The sequence below is a fragment of the Pseudomonas ogarae genome (assembly GCF_014268695.2).
In the GTDB taxonomy this organism is placed as follows: Bacteria; Pseudomonadota; Gammaproteobacteria; order Pseudomonadales; family Pseudomonadaceae; genus Aquipseudomonas; species Aquipseudomonas kilonensis.
Genome location: NZ_CP077086.1, coordinates 3877955 through 3900224, shown reverse-complemented (window position 1 = coordinate 3900224; position 22270 = coordinate 3877955). Strand labels below are relative to the sequence as shown.

General features: G+C 62.2%; 20 protein-coding genes. 11 read left to right on the top strand and 9 right to left on the bottom strand.

What is annotated here, in order from left to right; all coding sequences use genetic code 11:
- The 9 genes from narH (at position 1) to HU749_RS16920 (ending at position 9901) form a co-directional block, all read left to right on the top strand.
- On the top strand, positions 1 to 1539 hold the full coding sequence (gene narH / locus HU749_RS16960) for a nitrate reductase subunit beta (protein WP_014339179.1): 1539 nt from the start codon (positions 1 to 3) through the stop codon (positions 1537 to 1539).
- Positions 1540 to 1541: 2 nt separating this feature from the next.
- Positions 1542 to 2297 carry a nitrate reductase molybdenum cofactor assembly chaperone gene (narJ, locus tag HU749_RS16955; RefSeq protein WP_014339180.1) on the top strand — a complete coding sequence of 252 codons (756 nt, stop codon included), beginning with the start codon at positions 1542 to 1544 and terminating at the stop codon, positions 2295 to 2297.
- On the top strand, positions 2290 to 2970 hold the full coding sequence (narI, locus tag HU749_RS16950; protein ID WP_024616157.1) for a respiratory nitrate reductase subunit gamma: 681 nt from the start codon (positions 2290 to 2292) through the stop codon (positions 2968 to 2970). The genes narJ and narI overlap by 8 nt, the downstream gene beginning before the upstream one ends.
- A gap of 10 nt (positions 2971 to 2980) precedes the next feature.
- Entirely contained in the window at positions 2981 to 3949 is a 969-nt protein-coding gene (locus tag HU749_RS16945) for a peptidylprolyl isomerase (protein WP_186651867.1), read from the top strand.
- A 25-nt stretch (positions 3950 to 3974) separates the two neighbouring features.
- Positions 3975 to 4967 (top strand): GTP 3',8-cyclase MoaA, encoded by a 993-nt coding sequence (gene moaA / locus HU749_RS16940; RefSeq protein WP_095962481.1) that lies wholly within the window; start codon positions 3975 to 3977, stop codon positions 4965 to 4967.
- A gap of 301 nt (positions 4968 to 5268) precedes the next feature.
- The gene (locus tag HU749_RS16935; RefSeq protein WP_095974667.1) at positions 5269 to 7284 is read left to right on the top strand and encodes a ribonucleoside triphosphate reductase; all 2016 of its coding nucleotides are present in this window, start codon (positions 5269 to 5271) and stop codon (positions 7282 to 7284) included.
- 31 nt (positions 7285 to 7315) lie between these two features.
- Positions 7316 to 7477: an anaerobic ribonucleoside-triphosphate reductase gene (gene nrdD / locus HU749_RS29375; RefSeq protein ID WP_014339185.1), complete on the top strand. Its 162-nt coding sequence runs from the start codon at positions 7316 to 7318 to the stop codon at positions 7475 to 7477.
- Positions 7474 to 8169, top strand: coding sequence for an anaerobic ribonucleoside-triphosphate reductase activating protein (locus tag HU749_RS16925; RefSeq protein ID WP_041476031.1), 696 nt, complete (start codon positions 7474 to 7476; stop codon positions 8167 to 8169). The genes nrdD and HU749_RS16925 overlap by 4 nt, the downstream gene beginning before the upstream one ends.
- 112 nt (positions 8170 to 8281) lie before the next feature.
- Positions 8282 to 9901 carry a methyl-accepting chemotaxis protein gene (locus tag HU749_RS16920; protein ID WP_186651869.1) on the top strand — a complete coding sequence of 540 codons (1620 nt, stop codon included), beginning with the start codon at positions 8282 to 8284 and terminating at the stop codon, positions 9899 to 9901.
- 191 nt (positions 9902 to 10092) lie between these two features.
- Here HU749_RS16920 and HU749_RS16915 read toward each other — a convergent pair whose 3' ends face one another.
- From HU749_RS16915 to HU749_RS16900, 4 genes are read right to left on the bottom strand one after another with little or no spacing between them, the layout of a single operon-like run.
- A complete protein-coding gene (locus HU749_RS16915; RefSeq protein WP_186651871.1) occupies positions 10093 to 11460 on the bottom strand; it encodes a 4Fe-4S binding protein in 1368 nt (455 codons plus the stop codon).
- Entirely contained in the window at positions 11448 to 12302 is an 855-nt protein-coding gene (locus HU749_RS16910; RefSeq protein WP_186651874.1) for an FTR1 family iron permease, read from the bottom strand. Before HU749_RS16910 ends, HU749_RS16915 begins: the two co-directional genes overlap by 13 nt.
- A 22-nt stretch (positions 12303 to 12324) precedes the next feature.
- Positions 12325 to 12669: a cupredoxin domain-containing protein gene (locus HU749_RS16905; protein WP_095962484.1), complete on the bottom strand. Its 345-nt coding sequence runs from the start codon at positions 12667 to 12669 to the stop codon at positions 12325 to 12327.
- A gap of 2 nt (positions 12670 to 12671) precedes the next feature.
- A complete protein-coding gene (locus tag HU749_RS16900; protein ID WP_024616148.1) occupies positions 12672 to 13202 on the bottom strand; it encodes an iron transporter in 531 nt (176 codons plus the stop codon).
- A 204-nt stretch (positions 13203 to 13406) separates the two neighbouring features.
- Between HU749_RS16900 and HU749_RS16895 the strand changes: the two genes are divergently transcribed.
- Positions 13407 to 13634: a DUF3079 domain-containing protein gene (locus HU749_RS16895; RefSeq protein WP_046062150.1), complete on the top strand. Its 228-nt coding sequence runs from the start codon at positions 13407 to 13409 to the stop codon at positions 13632 to 13634.
- A 119-nt stretch (positions 13635 to 13753) separates the two neighbouring features.
- On the opposite strand, the gene HU749_RS16890 is transcribed toward HU749_RS16895, so the two are convergent.
- The 3 genes from HU749_RS16890 to HU749_RS16880 all read right to left on the bottom strand — a co-directional run bounded on the left by HU749_RS16890 (position 13754) and on the right by HU749_RS16880 (position 19518).
- The gene (locus HU749_RS16890; protein ID WP_046062151.1) at positions 13754 to 15493 is read right to left on the bottom strand and encodes a dipeptidase; all 1740 of its coding nucleotides are present in this window, start codon (positions 15491 to 15493) and stop codon (positions 13754 to 13756) included.
- A gap of 337 nt (positions 15494 to 15830) precedes the next feature.
- Entirely contained in the window at positions 15831 to 17831 is a 2001-nt protein-coding gene (locus HU749_RS16885; RefSeq protein ID WP_018613401.1) for a peptidase U32 family protein, read from the bottom strand.
- Positions 17832 to 17949: 118 nt separating this feature from the next.
- Positions 17950 to 19518: a sensor domain-containing diguanylate cyclase gene (locus HU749_RS16880; RefSeq protein WP_186651876.1), complete on the bottom strand. Its 1569-nt coding sequence runs from the start codon at positions 19516 to 19518 to the stop codon at positions 17950 to 17952.
- Positions 19519 to 19645: 127 nt separating this feature from the next.
- Between HU749_RS16880 and HU749_RS16875 the strand changes: the two genes are divergently transcribed.
- Complete coding sequence (locus HU749_RS16875; RefSeq protein ID WP_186651878.1) at positions 19646 to 20104, top strand: metallophosphoesterase family protein; 459 nt, start codon at positions 19646 to 19648, stop codon at positions 20102 to 20104.
- Between the two features lie 6 nt (positions 20105 to 20110).
- Here HU749_RS16875 and HU749_RS16870 read toward each other — a convergent pair whose 3' ends face one another.
- Together HU749_RS16870 and HU749_RS16865 are read right to left on the bottom strand one after the other, a co-directional pair.
- Positions 20111 to 21013 (bottom strand): sugar phosphate isomerase/epimerase family protein, encoded by a 903-nt coding sequence (locus HU749_RS16870; RefSeq protein ID WP_018613397.1) that lies wholly within the window; start codon positions 21011 to 21013, stop codon positions 20111 to 20113.
- An 86-nt stretch (positions 21014 to 21099) separates the two neighbouring features.
- Positions 21100 to 22269 (bottom strand): Gfo/Idh/MocA family protein, encoded by a 1170-nt coding sequence (locus tag HU749_RS16865; protein WP_095962488.1) that lies wholly within the window; start codon positions 22267 to 22269, stop codon positions 21100 to 21102.
- Position 22270: the final 1 nt, after the last annotated feature.

The following is a 22270-nucleotide window of genomic DNA, read 5'->3' as shown; positions in this document are numbered from 1 at the left end:
ATGAAGATTCGCTCACAAATCGGCATGGTCCTGAACCTGGACAAATGCATCGGCTGCCACACCTGCTCGATTACCTGCAAGAACGTCTGGACCAGTCGCGAAGGCATGGAGTACGCCTGGTTCAACAACGTCGAATCCAAGCCTGGCATCGGCTATCCCAAGGAGTGGGAAAACCAGGACAAGTGGAAAGGCGGCTGGATCCGCAACGCTGACGGTTCGATCAACCCGCGCATCGGCGGCAAGTTCCGCGTGTTGGCGAACATCTTCGCCAACCCGGACCTGCCGAGCCTGGACGACTACTACGAACCGTTCGACTTCGACTACCAGCACCTGCACACCGCACCGCTGGGCGAGCACCAGCCCACCGCACGACCACGCTCGGTGGTGTCCGGCAAGCGCATGGAGAAGATCGAGTGGGGCCCGAACTGGGAGGAAATCCTCGGCACTGAATTCGCCAAGCGGCGCAAGGACAAGAACTTCGACAAGATCCAGGCGGACATCTACGGCGAGTACGAAAACACCTTCATGATGTACCTGCCGCGCCTGTGCGAGCACTGCCTGAACCCGGCGTGCGCGGCATCGTGCCCGAGCGGTGCGATCTACAAGCGCGAGGAGGACGGCATTGTCCTGATCGACCAGGAGAAATGCCGCGGCTGGCGCATGTGCATCAGCGGCTGCCCGTACAAGAAGATCTACTTCAACTGGAAGAGCGGCAAATCGGAAAAATGCATTTTCTGCTACCCGCGCATCGAAGCCGGGATGCCGACCGTCTGCGCTGAAACCTGCGTTGGCCGCATCCGTTACCTCGGTGTGCTGCTGTATGACGCCGATCGCATCAGCGAAGTGGCAAGCACCGCCAATGAGCAGGACCTGTACGAGAAACAACTGGAGATCTTCCTCGACCCGAACGACCCGGCGGTGATTCGCCAGGCCCTGGCCGATGGCGTACCGCAGTCGGTGATCGATTCGGCGCAACGCTCGCCGGTCTACAAGATGGCCGTGGACTGGAAACTCGCACTGCCGCTGCACCCGGAATACCGCACCTTGCCAATGGTCTGGTACGTGCCGCCACTGTCGCCGATCCAGAACGCTGCCACGGCCGGCACCGTGGGCATGAACGGGGTGATCCCGGACGTCGACAGCCTGCGTATCCCGCTGCGCTATCTGGCCAACATGCTCACCGCCGGCGATGAAAAGCCGGTCAAGCTTGCCCTCAAACGCTTGCTGGCGATGCGGGCCTACAAGCGTTCCGAGCAGGTCGACGGCGTGCAGGATCTGCAAGTGCTGGCCGACGTCGGCTTGAGCGTGAACCAGGTGGAAGAGATGTACCGCTACCTGGCCATCGCCAACTACGAAGACCGCTTCGTCGTGCCAAGCGCCCACCGCGAAGACGCCATGAGCGACGCGTTCGCCGAGCGCTCCGGTTGCGGCTTCAGCTTTGGCAGTGGTTGCAGTGGCAGTTCCGACACCAACATGTTCGGTGGCAAGAAGGCCAACCGCCGCGACGTGATCAAAACCGTGCAGTTGTGGGAGGAATGAGCATGCGCATTCTCAAAGTGATTTCGTTGCTGCTCGATTACCCGACCGAGACCCTGGTGGCCGGTCGTGACGAGCTGGAACAGGCCATTCTCCAGGCGCGGGAAATCAGTCCCGCCCAGCGCTCCGGGTTGTTCGAGTTGCTGGAGGTGATCTGCGGCAAGGACTTGATGGACGGCCAGGAGCACTACGGTGCGCTGTTCGGCCGCGGTCGTTCGCTGTCGCTGCTGTTGTTCGAACATGTCCATGGCGAATCCCGTGACCGCGGCCAGGCCATGGTCGACATGATGGCCCAGTACGAAGAAGCCGGTTTCGCCATCGGCGTCAAGGAGCTGCCTGACTACATCCCGTTGTACCTGGAGTTTCTTTCCACCCGCGAAGACATCGAGGCCCGCGAGGGCCTGGCCGATGTAGCGCACCTGCTGGCCTTGCTCGCGGCGCGCCTGGAAGAGCGTGAAAGCGCCTACGCCAGTTGCTTCCGGGCCTTGCTGCAGATATCCGGTGCTGAACCCCAGGTGGCGGTGGCCGAGATGCTTGAGCAAGTAAAGGCCGAGCCACGGGACGACTCCCTCGAAGCCCTGGACAGGGTCTGGGAAGAAGAGGCGGTGGATTTCATGAAGGCCGAGCAGCAAGACCGTTGCAGCTCGATGCCAAGCGCGCCGGGCAAGGCGCGGGACGAAAGTGCGGTGCCGCTGCACTGGGTGGATTTTCAGCATGAAGGGCGGGCCGCAGCGCCAGCCGGGGAGGTGGGCAATGTCTAAATGGGATCTGTTGTTGTTCGGGGTCTACCCCTATGTCGCCCTGGCGATTTGCCTGATCGGTAGCTGGGCGCGGTTCGACCTGTCCCAGTACACCTGGAAGGCCGGTTCCAGCCAGATGCTCAACAAGCGCGGCATGCGCGTGGCCAGCAACCTGTTTCACATCGGCGTGCTGTTCGTGCTGGCCGGGCACTTCGTCGGGCTGCTGACGCCTTCGGCGGTTTATCACCACTTCCTGAGCACCGAGAACAAGCAGTTGTTGGCGATGGTCTCCGGCGGTTTCTTCGGCGTACTGGGCCTGATCGGCCTGGTGATGCTGCTCAACCGTCGCCTGACTGACCCACGGGTTCGCGCCACGTCCAGTGCCTCGGACATCCTCGTGCTGGTAGTGCTGCTGGTGCAACTGGTGTTGGGGCTGATGACCATCGTCGCGTCCACCGCCCATATGGACGGCTCGGTGATGGTGATGCTGGCCGACTGGGCGCAGAACACCGTGCTGTTGCGTCCGGTTGAAGCCGCTACCTCGATAGCGCCGGTGGGCCTGGTCTACAAGCTCCACGTGGTGCTGGGCCTGACCCTGTTCGTGTTGTTCCCGTTCACCCGTCTGGTCCATATCGTCAGTGCGCCGGTCTGGTACCTGGGGCGTCGTTATCAAATCGTTCGGCAGAAGTTTTGAGGAGAAGATCATGGCGAGTGGATGCGGATGTGGCGGTGGTGGTGGCGGCAGCGGCGGCTGCGGTTCTTCGGCAAAAGCGGCACCGGTGATCGCGCCGGTGGCCGATGCCGAACCAGTGGGGGCGGTGCAGTTCGAGCCGGCCCAGGCCGGGCCGGTGGCGGAGGATGAAGCGCCACAGTTGATTGCCAGCAGTGAGCAAGAGTGGCCGATCATCAGCGTCAACGGGGTGTCGGTCACCCCGCAGGCGATGGCCCAGGAGCTGCAGTATCACCCGGCACAAAGCCGCGAGGAGGCGGTTTACCAAGCGGCACGGGCCTTGGTGATTCGTGAGTTGCTGCAGCAACGTATCGCCGAACTGGGCCTGGCGTTGCAGGTCGGCGCCGGTGAAAACGAAGAGGAAGCGGCGACGCGGCTGCTGCTCGAACGCGAGGTGCAGGTGCCGCAGTGCGACGAGGCTACCTGCCTGCGTTATTACGAAAGCAACCGGGCGCGGTTTCACAGCGCACCGTTGCTGGCAGTGCGGCACATCCTGCTCGAGTGTGCGCCGGACGATGCCGAGGCGCGCAGCCTGGCACATGTCCAGGCCGAGCTGCTGCTGGAGCGGCTGGACCAGTTCCCGGGCAGTTTTGCCGAGTTGGCGCTGAAGCATTCGGCGTGTCCATCCAAGGCGCAAGGCGGTTCGCTGGGGCAGATCAGCAAGGGCCAGACCGTGCCTGAACTGGAGCGTCAGTTGTTCACCCTGCCGGCGGGCCTGGCCGGTAAACCGCTGGAAAGTCGTTACGGCTGGCACGTGATCAGCATCGACCAGCGAATCGATGGCCAACCATTGCCGTATGAGGCGGTAGCGACGGCGATTCGTACCCAGTTGCAGCAGGGCGTGTGGCAAAAAGCGCTGGTGCAGTACCTGCAAACCCTGATCGGTGCGGCGGATATTCGCGGCATTCACCTTCAGGGTGCCGACTCGCCGCTGGTGCAGTGAGCACGGGCTCAATCGGGAGATTTTCATGAACGCGGTGTTGCAGGACGGATTTGGGCGCCAGATCGATTACTTGCGGATGTCGGTGACCGATCGTTGTGATTTTCGTTGTGTGTATTGCATGGCGAAAAACATGACGTTCCTGCCACGTCAGCAAGTGTTGACCTTGGAGGAGTTGCAGCGCCTGGCGCGGCTGTTCGTCGGCCTGGGGGTGAAGAAAATCCGCCTGACCGGTGGCGAGCCGCTGATCCGTCCGGGCATCGTCGGGCTGTGTCGCGAGATCGCGGCATTGCCCGGCCTGCGGGAACTGGTGATGACCAGCAACGGCTCGCAGCTGGGGCGATTGGCCCAGCCGCTGGTCGAGGCCGGGGTCAAGCGCATGAACATCAGCCTCGACAGCCTGGACGGCGAACGTTTTCGGGCGATCACCCGCAACGGCAACCTGGACCAGGTGCTGGCCGGCATCGAAGCGGCGAAGGTCGCCGGGTTCGAACGGATCAAGCTCAACTGCGTGGTCATGAAGGGACGCAACTTCGATGAAGTTCCGGCGCTGGTGCAATACGCCATCGACCAACGCATCGACATCAGCTTCATCGAGGAAATGCCGTTGGGGGAGGTCGGGCGTTCCCGGGGCGAGTCGTTCTGTTCCAGCGATGAGGTACGGGCCGAAATCGCCCGCCATCATCGCCTGCTCGACAGCACCGAAAACAGCGGCGGGCCGGCGCGCTATGTGCGCCTGGAGCGTCATCCGGATACCCGCATCGGTTTCATTTCGCCCAACACCCACAACTTCTGCGCCAGTTGCAACCGCGTGCGCATGACCGTCGAAGGGCGCTTGCTGCTGTGCCTGGGACAAGAGGACTCCCTCGACCTGCGCGGCTTGCTGCGGCGTTATCCGCTGGAAGACCAACCGGTGATTCAGGCGGTGCAGCAGGCACTGCGCGGCAAGCCACTGCGCCATGATTTCAACCCGGGTGGGGAAGTGCAGATTGTGCGGTTCATGAACATGAGTGGCGGTTAGGTAGAAAGGGTTTGTGTTGGATACAAATCTTACAGTCACCCCAAAACTCCTGTGGGAGCGAGCCTGCTCGCGAAGGCGGTGGGTCAGCTTGCAATGATGTTGAATGTGCTGGCCTCTTCGCGAGCAAGCTCGCTCCCACAGGGGATCTGCGGCGCCTGCAAAAATGACTTTTCGAGCCTGAATGTGGGTCGCTCCCGATTCTTGATGTCGATCAATTGCAACCCTGCCTTTTGCCCGTACTCTCCACTGCATATTGTGTTTAAAGATCTCAAAAAGCCTATATGTAGTGTCTGGAGCGAAAATGCAGAGCACGTTGATCTCAGTAGGGTGTAACCGCTTGCACAAGCGCGATGGCAGTGTGGTCGCCTTTGATGCGGACAAGATCCGCCAGGCGCTGATCGCCGCCGGCAAGGCCACCGGCGAATACGCCGAAGCCGAGGCCGAGGCGTTGCTGGAGGCGGTGTTGGCGCGGTTGGAAGGGCAGACGCGGTTGAACGTCGAGCAGATCCAGGACCGTGTCGAACGGGTACTGATGGACGCCGGTTTCTTTCTCTCCATGCGTGCCTACATCGTCTATCGCGAGCAACACGGACGCCTGCGCCGGGATCGTCGCACACTGGTGGAAGTCGCCACGTCGATGAACGAATACCTGGATCGCGAAGACTGGCGCGTGCAGGCCAACGCCAACCAGGGGTATTCCCTCGGCGGGCTGATCCTCAACGTTTCGGGCAAGGTCACCGCCAACTACTGGCTCGACGAGGTCTACAGCCAGGCCATCGGCGAGGCGCACCGCGAGGCTGACCTGCATATCCACGACCTGGACATGCTCGCCGGCTACTGTGCCGGTTGGTCGTTGCGCACCCTGTTGCACGAAGGCCTCAACGGCGTGCCAGGGCGGGTCGAGGCCGGGCCGCCCAAGCACCTGAGCAGTGCCTTGGGACAGATGGTGAATTTCCTCGGTACCCTGCAAAACGAATGGGCCGGCGCCCAGGCGTTCAGCTCGTTCGACACCTACCTGGCGCCCTATGTACGCAAGGACCAACTCAGCTACGACGAGGTTCGCCAGTCGTTGCAGGAGTTCATCTACAACCTCAACGTGCCGTCGCGCTGGGGCACGCAAACGCCGTTCACCAACCTGACATTCGACTGGGTCTGCCCGGAGGATCTGCGCGAACAGATCCCGGTGATCGGTGGCCAGGAGATGCCGTTCGCCTACGGAGACCTGCAAGCGGAGATGGAGTTGATCAACCGCGCCTACATCGAGGTGATGCAGGCCGGCGATGCGAAAGGCCGGGTCTTCACCTTCCCGATCCCGACCTACAACATCACCCATGACTTCCCGTGGGACAGCGAGAACGCCGACCGGCTGTTCGAAATGACCGCCCGCTACGGCCTGCCGTACTTCCAGAACTTCCTCAACTCGGACATGCAACCCAATCAGGTGCGGTCGATGTGCTGTCGCTTGCAACTGGACGTGCGCGAGTTGCTCAAGCGCGGCGGTGGCCTGTTCGGCTCGGCGGAGCAGACCGGTTCCCTGGGGGTGGTCACGATCAACTGCGCCCGCCTGGGCTATCTGTACAAGGGCGACACCAGCGCCTTGCTGCAACGCATCGATACCCTGATGGAACTGGCGATGGAGAGCCTGGAGGTCAAGCGCAAGGTCATCCAGCATCACATGGATGCCGGTTTGTACCCCTACACCAAGCGCTACCTGGGCACCTTGCGCAATCACTTCTCCACCATCGGCGTGAATGGCCTGCACGAAATGCTGCGCAATTTCACCGATGACCAGCAAGGCCTGCACACCGAGCAGGGCCGGGAGTTCGCTCTGAAACTGCTGGATCACGTGCGGGCCACGCTGCTGCGATTTCAGGAAGAAACCGGCCACCTCTACAACCTCGAAGCCACGCCCGCCGAGGGCACCACGTACCGCTTCGCCAAGGAAGACCTCAAGCGCTACCCGGATATCTTGCAGGCCGGCAGCCCGGTCGCGCCGTACTACACCAACTCATCGCAACTGCCGGTGGGCTTCACCGAAGATCCATTCGAAGCCCTGGAGCTGCAAGACGAACTGCAATGCAAATACACCGGCGGCACCGTGTTGCACCTGTACATGGCCGAGCAGATTTCCTCGACACAGGCCTGCAAGCAGCTGGTGCGCAAGGCCCTGGGACGCTTCCGCCTGCCGTACCTGACCATCACCCCGACCTTTTCCATCTGCCCGGTGCACGGCTACCTGGCCGGCGAACACGAGTTTTGCCCGAAATGCGACGAGGCCTTGCTGCTGCAACAGCAGTTGGCAGGCAGCGTTCACTGATCCGATCCATCGACCGCAAGGAGCTTCACCCATGAATGCATCGCAAAGCCTTCCCCAAGCACAGCGTCAACGTTGTGAAGTCTGGACCCGTGTGATGGGTTATCACCGCCCGGTAACGGCCTTCAACCCGGGCAAGCAGTCCGAGCACCGCGAGCGGGTGCACTTCACCGAACGCGCGGCCGGGCGTCCATGAGTCGAGTGCTACGGGTCGGGGGCATGGTGCCCCTGACCACCCTCGATTATCCGGGTCAACTGGCGTGCGTACTGTTTTGCCAGGGTTGTGCCTGGCGTTGTCGTTATTGCCATAACCCGCAACTGATCCCGCCGCGCGGCAGCGAGGAGGTGGATTGGTGCCGGGTGTTGGCGTTCTTGCAACGCCGTCAGGATCTGCTCGACGCCGTGGTCTTCAGCGGCGGCGAACCGACCTTGCAGGACGGCCTGGCGCCGGCCATGGAGGAAGTGCGGCAGATGGGCTTTCGCATCGGCCTGCACAGTGCCGGCATCAAGCCGGCGGCCTTCGCCAAAGTGGTCGGACAAGCCGACTGGGTGGGTTTCGATGTCAAGGCCTTGCCCGAAGATGCCCTCGACGTGACCCGGGTCGAAGGCAGCGGCCCTGCCAACTGGCGCAGCCTCGACTATCTGCTGGCCAGCGGCGTGGATTATGAGTGTCGCACGACGGTGCACTGGCATCTGTTCGACCCGGAGCGGTTGCTGACCCTGGCCCGACGCTTGAGTGAGCGCGGCGTCACACGTTTCGCCGTGCAACTGGTACGCACCGCCCGGATGCTCGATCCCCACCTTTCCAGCGTCTCGGCACACGCTTTGCAGCCCGAACTATGGGCCGCCATGCGCGAGCTGTTTCCCTCGTTCGTATTGCGCAGTTGAACGGACGCCGGGATGAACGACCGACAGCGGCCCGGGACAACCGGGCCCCTCTTTTTTCAAGGTTTTCAAATGCGCTGCCAACCGGCAGGTAGTTGAACAGGGAGCATTTGATATGACCAGACTCACCACCGCCCAACGCATCGTGATCGGCTTTGCCATCGCGCCGCTGGCCTTGATCGCCTTGACGTTCTACGCCTTGAACGACCTGGCGATGCTGCGCGACCAGGCCGAGCAGATCGTCAGGCAGGATTGGCCCAAGATCGACCCGATCATGGTGATCGCCACGGGTGTGCGCGACAACGCCAGGAACACCCGGGACTTGCTGATCGACAAGGACAATGCACAGGTCCAGCAATCCATCGACGCCACCCGGCAACGGATTACCCAGGCCTTCGCCACGCTGGAGCCGCTGTTCGATCAGCCTGAAGGCAAGGCCGCGTATGCCGAATTGAAGAAGCGTCGCGAGGCCTATGTGGCGGCTTTCGTCCAGGTGCAGGCGTTGATCCGTCAGGGCGCGACGCAGGAGGCGATGACGCAGCTCAAGCAAGGGGTGATTCCGGCAGAGCGCGAGGTGTACAAGAGTCTCGAAGGGATCATGGCGATGCAGGGCAAGGTCTTCGTCGAGCGTGAGCACCTGGCCCAGGCACGTTACAACGATGCGAGGCGCAACATGCTGGCGTTGGTGCTGGCTTGCCTGGCACTGGTGACGACCGTGGCAATTCTGGTGACCCGCAGCGTGACTCGTCCCCTGGGCGGTGAACCCAATGACGCGGCGCGGGTGCTTAACCTCATCGCCCAGGGCGACCTGACGATCCGCGTGCCCGTGGGCATCGGCGCCAATGACAGCGTGATGAGCAACATGCACGACATGCAGCAGAGCCTCAATAGCATGGTCCGGCACATTGCGGCCTCGGTGGATCGGGTGGCCAGTTCCTCCGAAGAACTGAGCGCGGTGAGCAGCCAGACCAGCAGCACCTTGCAGTTGCAAGGGCATGAAATCGAACAGGCGGCCGCGGCCGTGAACCAGATGACCGCTGCGGTGGATGAAGTGGCGCGCAATGCCGTGAGTACCAGCGAAGCCTCGCGAGTGTCTGAGCAAACCGCACAGCGCGGCCGTGAACAGGTCCAGGAAACGGTGGCTTCCATTACCGCCCTGGCCGAAGGTGTGACGGACAGTTCCGGGCGAATCCAGCAATTGGCCGGGCGGGTGCAGGACATCAGCTCGGTGCTGGATGTGATCCGCAGCATTGCCGATCAGACCAATCTCCTGGCCCTGAACGCCGCCATCGAAGCGGCCCGCGCCGGCGATGCCGGGCGTGGCTTTGCGGTGGTCGCTGATGAAGTCCGGGCGCTGGCTCATCGAACCCAGGATTCGACGCGGGAAATCGAGGGCATGATCGGTAACATCCGCCTGGACAGCGGGCACGCGGTGAGCTCCATGCAAAACAACAGCGAACTGGTGCAGGCCACGCTGCTAGTGGCCCAGCGCTCCGGCGATGCCCTGGACGAAATCGCCCGCTCGATCTCGCAGATCAACGAGCGCAACCTGATGATCGCCAGCGCCACGGAACAGCAGGCCCTGGTGGCGCGAGAGGTGGACCGTAACCTGGTGGGTATCCGCAACCTCTCCGAACAGGTCATGCTGGGCGCCCGGCATACCGATACGGCGGGCCAGGACCTGGCGCAGATGGCCGGCTCACTGCATGAGACGGTAGCGCGGTTCAAGGTGTAGGCGGGGCAATGTCAGAGCCTCAGCTCCCACAGGGTTTTGTGTCGAATTCGAATGTTGTGGGCAACACAAATTCAATGTGGGAGCGAGCTTGCTCGCGATAGCGGAGGTCTGAACTGTGGTGATGTTGGATGTGCCGGCGCCTTCGCGAGCAAGCCCGCTCCCACAGGGTTTTGTGTTGTGTTCGGGGGCTATCACCATCCCCAGAATTGCAACCACCAGCCATAACCCACCAGGCCGCTGGTCAAGACCAGGCATGCCATGGCTGGCAATCGCTGGATCGGTGATACCTCTGTTTGCTGCAGGCGTTTCCAGCCCAGCCATAAACTCCAGGCTATCGCCGCTATCAGCAACCCGGCCCGAGCCGGTTGTACCCATTCCAGCAGCAGTCCTTCATAGCGCAACAGTTTGACCGTGGTGGCCGACAAGCCGAGGAACAACCCTGCACCGCCAAGGGGCGTCAGGGTGATGGCTAAGGGCCAATATTGTGCGCTATCCCCCGAGAGGCGTGCCGCCAGGCGCATCAGCAGCATCAGCGAAGTGCCGATCAGCAGCGCACTCATTCCCAGGTACGCGACGATGCAAAAACCATCGAGCCAACTGAAACTGTCATTGAGTTGCGGATAGTGCGTCAACAGCCACCAGGGCGCATTGTCCTGGAGTGCCCAGAGCCAATCATGACTGACCAGCCATTGGGCCAGGCTTTGCTTGAGGTCGATGAACCACGGGCTGACGGTCCACTGAAAGGCGCCCATGGCCAGGCCAATGACACCGAACAACAGCAAGCGAACATCCCAGGGCGAGAGGGTGTCAGCCGTCGAGTGCAGGATTTCCTCGCTGCTGGAGCGGGCAATCAGCCGTACCGCATCGCGCTGGCCGCTGCAGCGACCACAGGCGTGGCAATCGGCGGCGCCGCGCATACGGCGGATGTCCAGCAAGGGCGCGCAGTTGGGAGGAGGGCGACGCGGTGCCGGGTTTTCCAGCCAGCGTTGTTCGTCCACCCGGAAGTGCACCGGCGCCAGGCGAGCAAGCAGGGAGAAGACGCCGCTGACCGGGCACAGGTAACGGCACCACACCCGCTTGCCCCGGGCGAACAACAGGCCGACGACCACCGCGGCGACGGTCGAGCCCCCCAGGATCAGCAATGCAGCCTGGGCGTAGTCGTAGACGCTGATCAGTTGACCGTAGAGGGTGGTCAGGCAGAACGCCAGGGTCGGCCAGCCAGCCCAGCGCAATCCGCGCGGTACCCCGAAGCCTTTGCCGTACTGGCTGGCCCATTCGCTCAAGGCGCCTTCCGGGCACAGCACGCCACACCAGATCCGCCCGAACAACACGATCGACAGCAACACGAACGGCCACCACAGGCCCCAGAACAGAAACTGCGCCAGCAACGTGAGATTGTCGAACAGGCGTGCCTGGCCGCTGGGCAATGGCAGCAGGGCCGGCACCACCAACAGCACCGCGTAGAACAGCACCACCGTCCATTGCACGGCACGAATGGTTGCACCGTGGCGCCGCATGCCGTCGCCCAGGCGCTGGAGCCAGGGGGTCAGGTTGGGCATGGCAGGTTTTCCGCCTTGCGCGGCCGCAGCCAGCCCGCGACGACGCCCCAATAGCCCAGCCACACCAGCAGCGTCATCGCACTCGGGCTGGCCCGATAGCCGGTGAAATCCGCCAGGAACCCTCCCAAACCATGGCCGTCGTCGAGTATCGCGCTGCTGTCCCACAGCGCGTCGCCAATGCCGCGATACACCGCCTCAGGCCAATCCATCGCGAGCAGTTGCCCGCCGACCCGCTCGATACCGCTGACCAGCAACGCCGCCCCCAACAGCAGCAGGATCGCTTCGCTGATGGCAAAGAAACGCGGCCATGAGATGAACCGGCGACTGCTGTGCAGCAAGGAGACGGTCAGCAGCGACAACACCAGCCCGGCCAGCGCGCCGACGGCGAACAAGCCCAGTTGCGGCCCTTGCAGGCGCGCACCGGCGCCATACAGGAACACCACGGTTTCACTGCCTTCGCGGCTGACCGCCAGCAGCGCCAGCACCAACAATCCCAGGCCGCCCTGGCGGCTCAGGCGCTGGTCGGCGTGGCGTGTCAGGTCATGCTTGAGCGTCCTCGCGTTTCGGTGCATCCAGCCGACCATCTGCACGATCAGCAAGCTGGCGACCAGTGCCAGCGACGCCTGGAACCATTCATTGGCCGTCCCGCTCATGGCCTCGCCGGCCAGCAGGATCAGCCCTGCGAGCACACCGGAAAGCAGCAAGCCCAACGCTGCGCCAGCCCAGACATAGCGCAGCAGTTGGCTGGCCTGTTGTTGCCGGCTGACCCAGGCCTGGAGAATCCCGATCACCAACAACGCCTCGACGCTTTCGCGCCAGACAATAAACATCGATTGAGTCATGCAAACGCCTCCTGCTGACCGATTACTGGGCGAGAATCCCGCCCTCGGGCAGTTGCGGATTGAATTCGTCGAAAAACGGATAGTGCCCGGGGCGCAGCGGGTGGATGACCACGAAGGTCGTGACGCCGGGCGAGAGCACTTTCTCTACGCGCAAAGGCGTGCTTTCGAACTCCGCCGGGCCCTGGCCGATGTTTTTCAGCACGATCTTGAAGCGTTGCCCGGCCGGCACTTGCAGTTGCGCCGGGGTGAAATGCCCGTCGCGCATGCTCAGCTCGTAGGTCGGCAGTTCAGCCTGGGCGATTGACGGTTGCAGCAGACCGGCCAGCATCAGCCAGGCCAGGTATGACGGCCAGGATCGGCGATCCATTTTCAGTACCCGCCTTTTTTCCCGATCCCGGCGTAGACGAATTCGTAGCGCAATTCACAGCGCTCGAACCATGGCGCCACGCCGGTTTCCTTGTCGGTATGACGACCGAGGGAGCCATGGCCACCGGGTGGCAGGACGGTGAACGTCAGCTGATATTTGCCTGGGCCGAGTAGCTTGACGTTGTCGCCATAGTGCGGCCCGTCGTTGGCGACCATGGCATGGAAGTCACCCTTGAGCTCGGTGTCGTTGCCTTGTTTCTTCAGTTGGAACGACACGTTGAGGTAGGGCACGAAACTGCCTTCCTGGAAGCCCTGCTGGTTGTCTGCCGTGGCGCGGATGTCGGCTTCCAGGTGCACGTCGGAATCGGCCGTGGCCCGCATCATCCCGGCGGGTGCCATTTCAATCGGCTGCAAATACACCGCACCGACCTCCAGTCCTGGGCACAGTTGCGGTTCGCCGATGGGGTATTCCTTGGCCTGGGCCAGTGGTGCGAGAAACAGCAAGGCCAGAGGTAGAGTGGCAAGTGTGCGCATGATGACTTCCTGGTTGGCTAAATGATGGCGCCGAGTCTAGGAAGCTTTGCTGCGAATAATAATGATTCTTGTCAATTTTTAGCGCGAATTTTCCAACAACGAATGCCGGCTCGTTCCTGCACGGTTGTTCTTGATCGGGATCAAGGGGCACGGCGCCCTGACGCGGTAGGGTGCGGGTACACCCATCAGTTATACGGGGTCGTCATGGCAAAGCCCTTTCCTATCAGTCCCAAACATCCCGAGCGCATCTGTTGGGGCTGTGATCGTTACTGTCCGACCAGTGCGCTGGCCTGCGGCAACGGTGCCGATCGAACGATGCACCCGGCCGAGATGATCGGGGACGATTGGTACCTGCATGGGGATTGGGGGTTGGAGCTGGTCGACATTACCGCCAAGGTCATCGATCCAAGCGCCACTCACGTGAAGGAATGAAGTAAACCTGTGGCGAGGGAGCTTGCTCCCGCTGGACTGCGCAGCAGTCCCAAAAAACTTGCGGTCGCTGCGCAACCGAGCGGGAGCAAGCTCCCTCGCCACAATGGATCACACGCGCCTTAGAGCTTCGGCAATTGCCCGATCCGCCCCATCATCTCGGTCACGATCTGCAAGTCCAACAGGAACTGCTCGACCGTCTTGAACTCGTTGTCGTTGTGCCCGGTGTACTTGACGTCGGGCATTGCCAGGCCGAACTGCACACCGTTGGGCAGTTCATGGACCGACGTGGCGCCGGCGGAGGTGCCGTATTTGTGTTCCATGCCCAGGTTTTCACTGGCCACAGCCAACAGTGCCTTGACCCATTCACCTTCAGGGTTTCGGTACATCGGCTCGTCAATGGAATAGTCGAAGGCCACTGCGACGTGGGACTTCTTGCTCCAGGCGGCCAGCTTGTCGGCAATGTCAGTCTTGAGGGCTTCTGTGGTCTTGCCCACCGGCACCCGCAGGTTGACTGCCAACTTGAAGGTCTTCTCATCCATCCCGACGTAGGTCAGGGACGCGGTCAGCGGGCCCATGAAGGCATCGGAAAAACCAATTCCCAGTTTGCTGCCCAGATAGTCCAGGCCCCAGTTATCGGCGGCATAGCGGGCGGCGTCGGTGATGTGGTTGCGTTTGAGCGCGACCTTGCCGTCGAGGTCATTGATGAAGTCCAGCATCCTTGCCACCGGGTTGACGCCTGACTCGGGCTCGGACGAGTGGGCGGAAACGCCGGTGAAGGTCAGTTGGGCGTCCTTGCCGACGACCTGGCTGGCCACCTCGAAGTTACCGCCATTGCGCTTGGCATAGTCGGTAGCGGCCTTGAGCAGGCTGGCGGCCAGTTCGGCGGGCTTGTCGCTGGCGAAGGTGGCAACGGACGTCGACGGAATCTGATTGGTCGCCAGGCCGCCCGTCAGCGCGGTAATTTCTGCCCCCTTACCCTGTGCGGCGCGCCGGGGGAAGTTCGCCATGACGGTGCCATAGCCTTTCTCGGCAATTACTACGGGGTAGCCGCCATCCAGCGCCAGGTTGTAGTTGGGCGTCGGGTTGCGTTCGAAATAATAGGGAATGGCGTCGCCGGTGGTTTCCTCGGTGGTGTCGACCAGCAGCTTGAAGTTGCGCGCCAGCGGCAGTTTCTCTTCCTTGATGATTTTCATGGCATAGAGCGCGACCACGATACCGTTCTTGTCGTCCTCGGTACCGCGGCCATACATGCGGTCGCCCACCAGGGTGACCTTGAACGGGTCGAGGCGGGTGCCATCTTTCAACACCCAGTTTTCCGGCGTTACCGGCACCACGTCGGCATGGGCATGAATGCCCACGACTTCGTCGCCGCTGCCTTGGAGGGAAATCTCATAGACGCGGTTGTCGACATTGCGGAAGTTGAGGTTGAACGCCTCGGCCAGGCTTTTGATCTTGTCGGCGATCTTGAGGAATTCCGGGTTCTCGTGCTGGGCCACGCCGTCCTTGCGAAAGGTCGGGATGGCGACCAGTTCCTTCAGTGTCTCGGTGGCCGCCTGGCCGTATTTCACTCGGGCATAGAGGCCCAGCAGACGATGGATTTCGTTCTGCTGTTCAGCCGAAAGGGTTTTGTTGCCCTGGAACGCGCTGATGGCCGGGCCGAGGTTGGCGGTTTTGCCCAGGTCGCTCTTGGCCACATCGGCCAGGAACTGCCTGAAATCGGTGATTGAGGTGTCGGAGAAGGTTTTGACGATGGCTGCGCCCTGTTGGGCGCTGATGTTGGCGAATGCTGGGGTGGTGATCGAAGCGAGGCTGGACAATAGCAGGGTGGTCACGGCCAGGTGTTTGAGCGAGAAGTCCATTGCTGGGCATTCCTTTGCAGGCTGTAAGGGATAAGTGTCTGATTTGGTGACACAAACCTTTACAACCTAACAGGCGATTGTGGGGCAGGGGACTCTGGCGGGGGAATTTGTCGCACAGTGAGGCAAAAACGGCGCAGAAATGAAAAATAGCGGAGGGTCATCAAACAGCCGAGAACCTACTGTGGGAGCGAGCTTGCTCGCGATGACGGCGGCACATTCAACATCAATGCAAACTGATCCACCGCTTTCGCGAGCAAGCTCGCTCCCACAGGGGGGCTGCGGTGGATGCCAGTTTTGTGAACACCCACTCCCACAGGGGAAGCGGGTGGGTATTGGCTTAATGCGGTGCGCGCGGAATTGTCTTGAGCAGGTCTTCAGGGCTGATATGGCCGACCACCGGTTGCGCGGTGCTGCCGGGCAATGGCAGATCCAGGATGTGCCCCTTGATCTTGCCGACCACATGCATTTCGCAGGGTTTGCAGTCGAACTTCAGCGTTAGCACTTCATCACCGTGTATCAGCTGCATCGGTGCCACCTTGGTGCGTACGCCGGTGACGCCCTTGGCCTGCTTGGGGCAGAGGTTGAACGAGAAGCGCAGGCAGTGCTTGGTGATCATCACCGGCACTTCACCCGTTTCCTCGTGGGCCTCGAACGCCGCGTCGATCAGCTTGACGCCGTGGCGATGGTAGAAATCCCGGGCCTTCTGGTTGTAGACGTTGGCCAGGAACGACAGGTGCGACTCCGGGTACACCGGCGGCGGGCTGGTCTCGGCCTTGCGGCCACCGCGTGGGTGGGCTTCGATGCGGGCGGCGGTCAGGGCCTCGATGGCTTCGCGGCGCAAGGCCTTGAGCTGCGAGTTGGGGATGAAGAACGCCTGGGGCGCATCCAGCTCGATCGCGGTGGCGTGGTATTCGGTGGTGCCCAGTTGGCCGAGCAGGTCGTGCAACTGCTCCAGGGCCTGTTCCGGCTTGTTGGCCACGCCGAACGGCCCATCCAGGGCGACGCTGGCGCTGATGCCTTCCTCGCTGGTGGCGGTCAGTTCCAGGCGCGCTTCACGCAGGCGTGCAACCCAGGCCAGGCCCACGCGGCGTTCGGAGGAGGTCTTGAGCAACGCTTGCTGCCAGTTGTGGTCCAGGTTGCGGCTCAACGGGTGGTTGGGGCGCAACTGGTACATGCCGGCCGGCATCTCGTTGGGCTCGACGCGGTAGCGGTAACGCTTCTGGCCATCCTCTTCGAACTCACCCTTGGGCTCGGCGATGTTGGCGCGGAAGCCGACGACTTCGCGCTTGACCAGCACATTGAGGCCGTCGCCGTTGGACAGCGGGTCGAAGGTCACCACTTGCAGGTCGCGCTTGCCGACTTTTTCCACCACGCCCACCGGCACGCCGGTAAAGGTCGGCGAATCGAAGGCGCCGATGTCGATCTTGCGTTCGCTGACGAAATAGTCGGTGCTGCCACGGTGGAAAGTCTTGTCCGGGTCGGGGACGAAGAAGTGCGCGGTGCGGCCGCTGGACGCGCGGGCCAGGTCCGGCCGGTCTTCGAGGACATCGTCCAGGCGCTGGCGGTAATAGGCGGTGATGTTCTTCACATAACCCATGTCCTTGTAGCGGCCTTCGATCTTGAATGAGCGCACGCCCGCTTCGACCAGGGCGCGGATGTTGGCGCTCTGGTTGTTGTCTTTCATCGACAGCAGGTGTTTTTCGTAGGCGACCACCCGGCCCTGGTCGTCCTTGAGGGTGTAGGGCAGGCGACAGGCCTGGGAGCAGTCACCACGGTTGGCGCTGCGGCCGTTCTGGGCGTGGGAGATGTTGCACTGGCCGGAAAACGCCACGCACAGCGCGCCGTGGATGAAGAACTCGATGGCCGCGTCGGTCTCGTCGGCGATGGCGCGGATTTCCTGCAGGTTCAGCTCACGGGCCAATACCAGTTGCGAGAAGCCGGCCTGGTCGAGGAACTTTGCCCGGGCCAGGGTGCGGATGTCGGTCTGGGTGCTGGCGTGCAGCTCGATGGGCGGGATATCCAGCTCCATCACCCCCAGGTCCTGGACGATCAACGCATCGACACCCGCATCGTATAACTGGTGGATCAGTTGGCGGGCCGGCTCCAGCTCGTTGTCGTGCAGGATGGTGTTGATGGTCGTGAACACACGGGCGTGGTAGCGATGGGCGAACTCCACCAGCCGGGCAATATCGCCCACTTCGTTACAAGCGTTGTGACGCGCGCCGAAACTCGGGCCACCGATGTACACGGCGTCGGCGCCATGCAGGATGGCCTCGCGGGCGATGGTCACGTCGCGGGCGGGGCTGAGCAATTCCAGATGATGTTTGGGCAAGGACATTTGTTTTTAGTCAGGCTGGTCACGGTCGAAGCGAGCATTGTAGCCGCCAGGCGCCTTGCCGGCACCTGTGGACTTGGGGTTGTACGACCTTGACCGATGCGCGGCCGTCCCGCTGGGCTCACCCAGGCGTCGAGCCGGCGCTGCACCAGCGGTTGCGCCCGGTGTTCTTGGCCAGGTACAGGAAGGCGTCCGCCGCCTTGATCAGCATGGCCGGGGTGACGTCCTCGCCGCTCGGCTGGCAGGTGGTGATACCGGCGCTGATGGTCACGATTCCCAAGGGATGATCGCCATGTTCAATGTTCAGGGCCCTGACGGCTTCGAGAATTTGCTCCGCGACCTTGGCGGCGCCGGCGCTGTCGGTGTTGGGCAGCAACACGGTGAACTCTTCACCGCCATACCGGACCGCCAGGTCGCCCGGCCTTTTGATGGTCTGCCTGACCGCGGCGGCAATCGCGCGCAGGCAATCGTCGCCGGCAGCGTGACCGTATCTGTCGTTGAAACGCTTGAAGTAGTCGACGTCGAGCATGATCAACGCCAGGGAAGAATTCTGGCGCTTGGCCAGGCGAATTTCGTCGGCCAAGGCGATGTCCAGCCGCCTGCGGTTGCCCAGTCCGGTCAGGCTGTCGGTCAGCGCCATGTCGCGCATGGCCTGGTGCGCAGTGCGAATCTGTTTCTCCATGGTCATCCGGTAGCGCAACTGGCTCAGCACGATGAGCCCGAAGCCGACGAGGATCACGATCAGGAAAATCAGCACCAGGCTGGTCTTGAACAGATCGCGCCGCCACGGGGCGATGATGGACTCGCGCGACAACCCGGCTTCCACCACCAGCGGGTAGGTGGTCAGGGCCCGATAGCCATACAGCCGCTCGGTGTCGTCGATCACGGCCCTGGCTTCCGCTACGCCCTGGTTCGAGGTAGGCAGGTAGTTCCTGAAGATCACGCTGTTGACCAGGCTCTTGCCGATCACTGATTCGACGAAGGGGCGCCGTACCAGGATGCTCCCGCTGCGTGTGGCCAGGACCAGCGCCCCCTTGTCGTCGATCTTGAAGTCGCCGTAGTAGTCGACGAAATAACTGACTTTTACCGTTCCGAGCAACACACCAGCGAACGAGCCGTCGGGATTGTTCAAGCGACGGGACACAGGGATGATCAGTTCGTTGGTGGATCGGCTCTTGATCACTGCGCCAATGCGCACGCCTCGGTCCTCGTGGGTACGGTGATATTGGAAGTAGTCACGGTCGGCGTTGTTCGCCGTTTCCGGAATGATTTCCTTGTCCGTTACCAGCCATTGGCCGTCCGGGCCATAGATAAACAACCCGTGCAGTTGCGGCATGATGGCGGCCTGTTGCACCAATAGCTTATGGATGCGCGGGACGTCCATGTTCTGCAGGCCATCGCCCTCCACCCGTTCACTGAGGGCGGCGGTGACCACATCCACTTGTCGAATGGTATCTTCGGCGTGCTGGGCCGTCGCCCGTGCCAGGTTCGTCACCGAATCGCGGGCAGACGCAAAAGCGGCGCGGTAATCGCGCCAGGTGCGCCAGCCTTCGACGGCCAGAAACGCGATCACCACCACCAGCATGAAGCTCACCGTGAGCCGTAATGCCGCTCCAGCCCGTGCGCTGTGGGGGGGAAAGGCTTCATCAGTGTTTTCAATCTTTGGCTCTGGCCGTTTGCGTCCGAGCATTGACGTATCCTTTCCACGACGGGTCTGCGCCTTTCTGGGCGCAGCCTATCCTATTCGATTTCAGCACGTTAGCTAACTGCGACGAGGCAGGTACAACGGGCGACACACGATTGGGGAGAAAGGTTTCATGAAAGTTGGCGTCATTTCCGACACCCACGGTCTGCTGCGTCCCGAAGCGCTTGCTGCGCTGCAAGACTGTGAGCGGATCATTCATGCCGGTGATATCGGCAGCGCCGCGATCCTTGATCAACTGGCGTCCATCGCGCCATTGCACGTGGTGCGCGGCAACAACGACATGGGGGCCGATTGGGCTGGACCGCTTGCCGATCGCCTGCAGTTCGACCTGTGTGGATGGCAGGTCTTGCTGGTCCACGACATCGCCGATGTACAGGATTTACTCGATCCGGACGTGAAGTGGGTGATCAGCGGCCATTCCCACAAGCCGGGCATCGAATGGCGTGGCGACCGGCTGTACCTGAACCCCGGCAGCGCCGGCCGGCGGCGGTTCACGCTGCCGGTGACGCTGGCGTTGGTCGAGGTGAGTGCTAGCGCGATCGAGCCGCGGCTAGTCCGGTTGCTGGAATGAACATGCTTACTTGAAGTACTTGTCGACGTAGGACTGGATTTCCTTGCGCATGAAGCGCCCGGATTCATCCGCCCGTTCTTCCCAGCCGAACACGCAAGCGGTGACGATACCGTCGAAGCCGGTCTTGGCCAGCTCGCTGAAGAACAGGTCCCAATCGATCTCGCCCTGGTGCATGTCCATGTGCTGGTGGACGGTGACCTTGGCGCCGGGTGGGTTGACGATGTAGCGCAGGCCGGACGAGGCCTTGTGGTTGTAGGTGTCGGCGATGTGGACATGGGCGATCATCGATCCGGCCTCGGCGATCATGGCTTTCATGTCATCGCCGAAATAGAAGGTATGCGGCGTGCAATAGAGGAACTTGACGTTGTCCGAACCGAGGGTCTTGAGCATGTCGAGGGCCGGGTTCAGGGTTTCGCACCAGTCTTCGGGGTGAGGTTCGACGTTCAGCGTGACCCCCTCGCTTTCCAGGATCGGCACCAGTTCCTCCATCGAGCGCCACCAGGCTGCTTCGCTCGACTCATGGCTGTGCAGGCCGCCGCAGCAACTGACTTTATGCCCACGATCAGGGGATGGCCCGCGGCCAAACTCCGAGTTCATCGTCGTGCAACCCATCTCCACGGCGATCTGGATGGCCTCCTTCCAGTAGTTCACCGCTGCCCGGCGCTCGTCTTCGTGGGGGCTGGCCCAGCGATACATCGGCAGCAGCGAGGCCAGTTGCAGATCGTGGTCGCGCAGGGCTTTCTTGAATTCGGCGATGCGTTCCTTGTGGGCACGAGGGCGGACCCACCAGGGCAGGAAATCTTCCCGTGGTGACAGCTCCAGGTACTGGTAGCCAAGTTCGGCGGTCTTGCGGCACAGGTCCGGCAGGCTCAGGTGGCGATGCATGTAGGGGTCGAGGGCGATTTTCATTGTAGTTCTCCTTAGGCAACGCTCATTACCTGTGGCGAGGGAGCTTGCTCCCTCGCCACAGGGTTATTTGACTGACTGGCATTGGGTCAATAGGCGACCCACGCAGCATCCTTCTCGGCTGACTCCACGCAGCGTTCGACCCAACGCACACCTTCCACGCCGGCGTCGATGTCGGGGTAGCGCAGGGCGGCCAGCGCCTCGCTGTCGCCACGGTTCGCCGCATCCATGGCCAGGGCGAAGCGGCGATAGAGATTGGACCAGGCTTCGAACAGCCCTTCGGGGTGGCCGCCACCGATGCGGTCGTCTTCCAGTGCGTCGGCGTGCAGATAGCCCATGCCGCGTTCCAGGGTCTGCGCAGGTTGGCCCTGGATCTCGAAGCTCAACTGGTTGGGCCGCTCGTCCCACCATTCAAGGCTGGCCCGGGAGCCGATCACGCGGATTTTCTGCCCGTGCATGGAACCGGCATTCACGGCGCTGGACCAGACCATGCCCATGGCGCCGCCTTCGTATTCCATCAAGGTGTAGGCGTTGTCTTCCAACGGAGCGCGGCTGGCGACGAAGCTTTGTCGGCTGCACATCAAGCGTTTGATCTTGAGATCGGGCAGCATCACTTTGGACAAATACAGCGGATGCGTGCCGACATCCCCCAGCACGTAGCTGGGCCCGGCCTGGCGCGGATCGACGCGCCATTGCGTTGCCTGGTTCTGCGCCTCCACCGGCGCACTGTGAAAACCATGGGCAAACTGCATGTGCACCATGCGGATCTCGCCCAGTGCCTGCTCCGCGATCATCGCCCGGGCCTGTTCGATCAACTGGTGCCCGGCATAGCCGTAGGTCAAGCCCACGATGCGTCCCTTGGCGTGCGCCAGGCTGCGCAGCGCCTCGGCCTGCTCGAGGGTAAAGCACAGCGGCTTTTCGCAGACCACATGCAGCCCGGCTTCCAGGGCGGCCCGGGTGATGGCGTAGTGGGTGCCGTTGGGCGTGGCGATCGACACCGCTTCAATCCCATCGGGACGTTGCGCTTCCAGCTCGAACAGGCTGAGGTAGTCCGAATAACAACGCTGGGGGTCGATACCCAGTTGCTCGCCAAAGGCCCGGCCACGGGCGGGATCGATATCCAGCGCCGCGGCAACCAGTTCGAAATTCCGGTCGCGCAGGGCGGCCGAGCGGTGGATGTAGCCGATCTGGCTGTGCTCGCCGCCACCGACCATGGCCCAACGGATGGGCCGCGTGATTGTTTTGCTGCCGTTGATCATG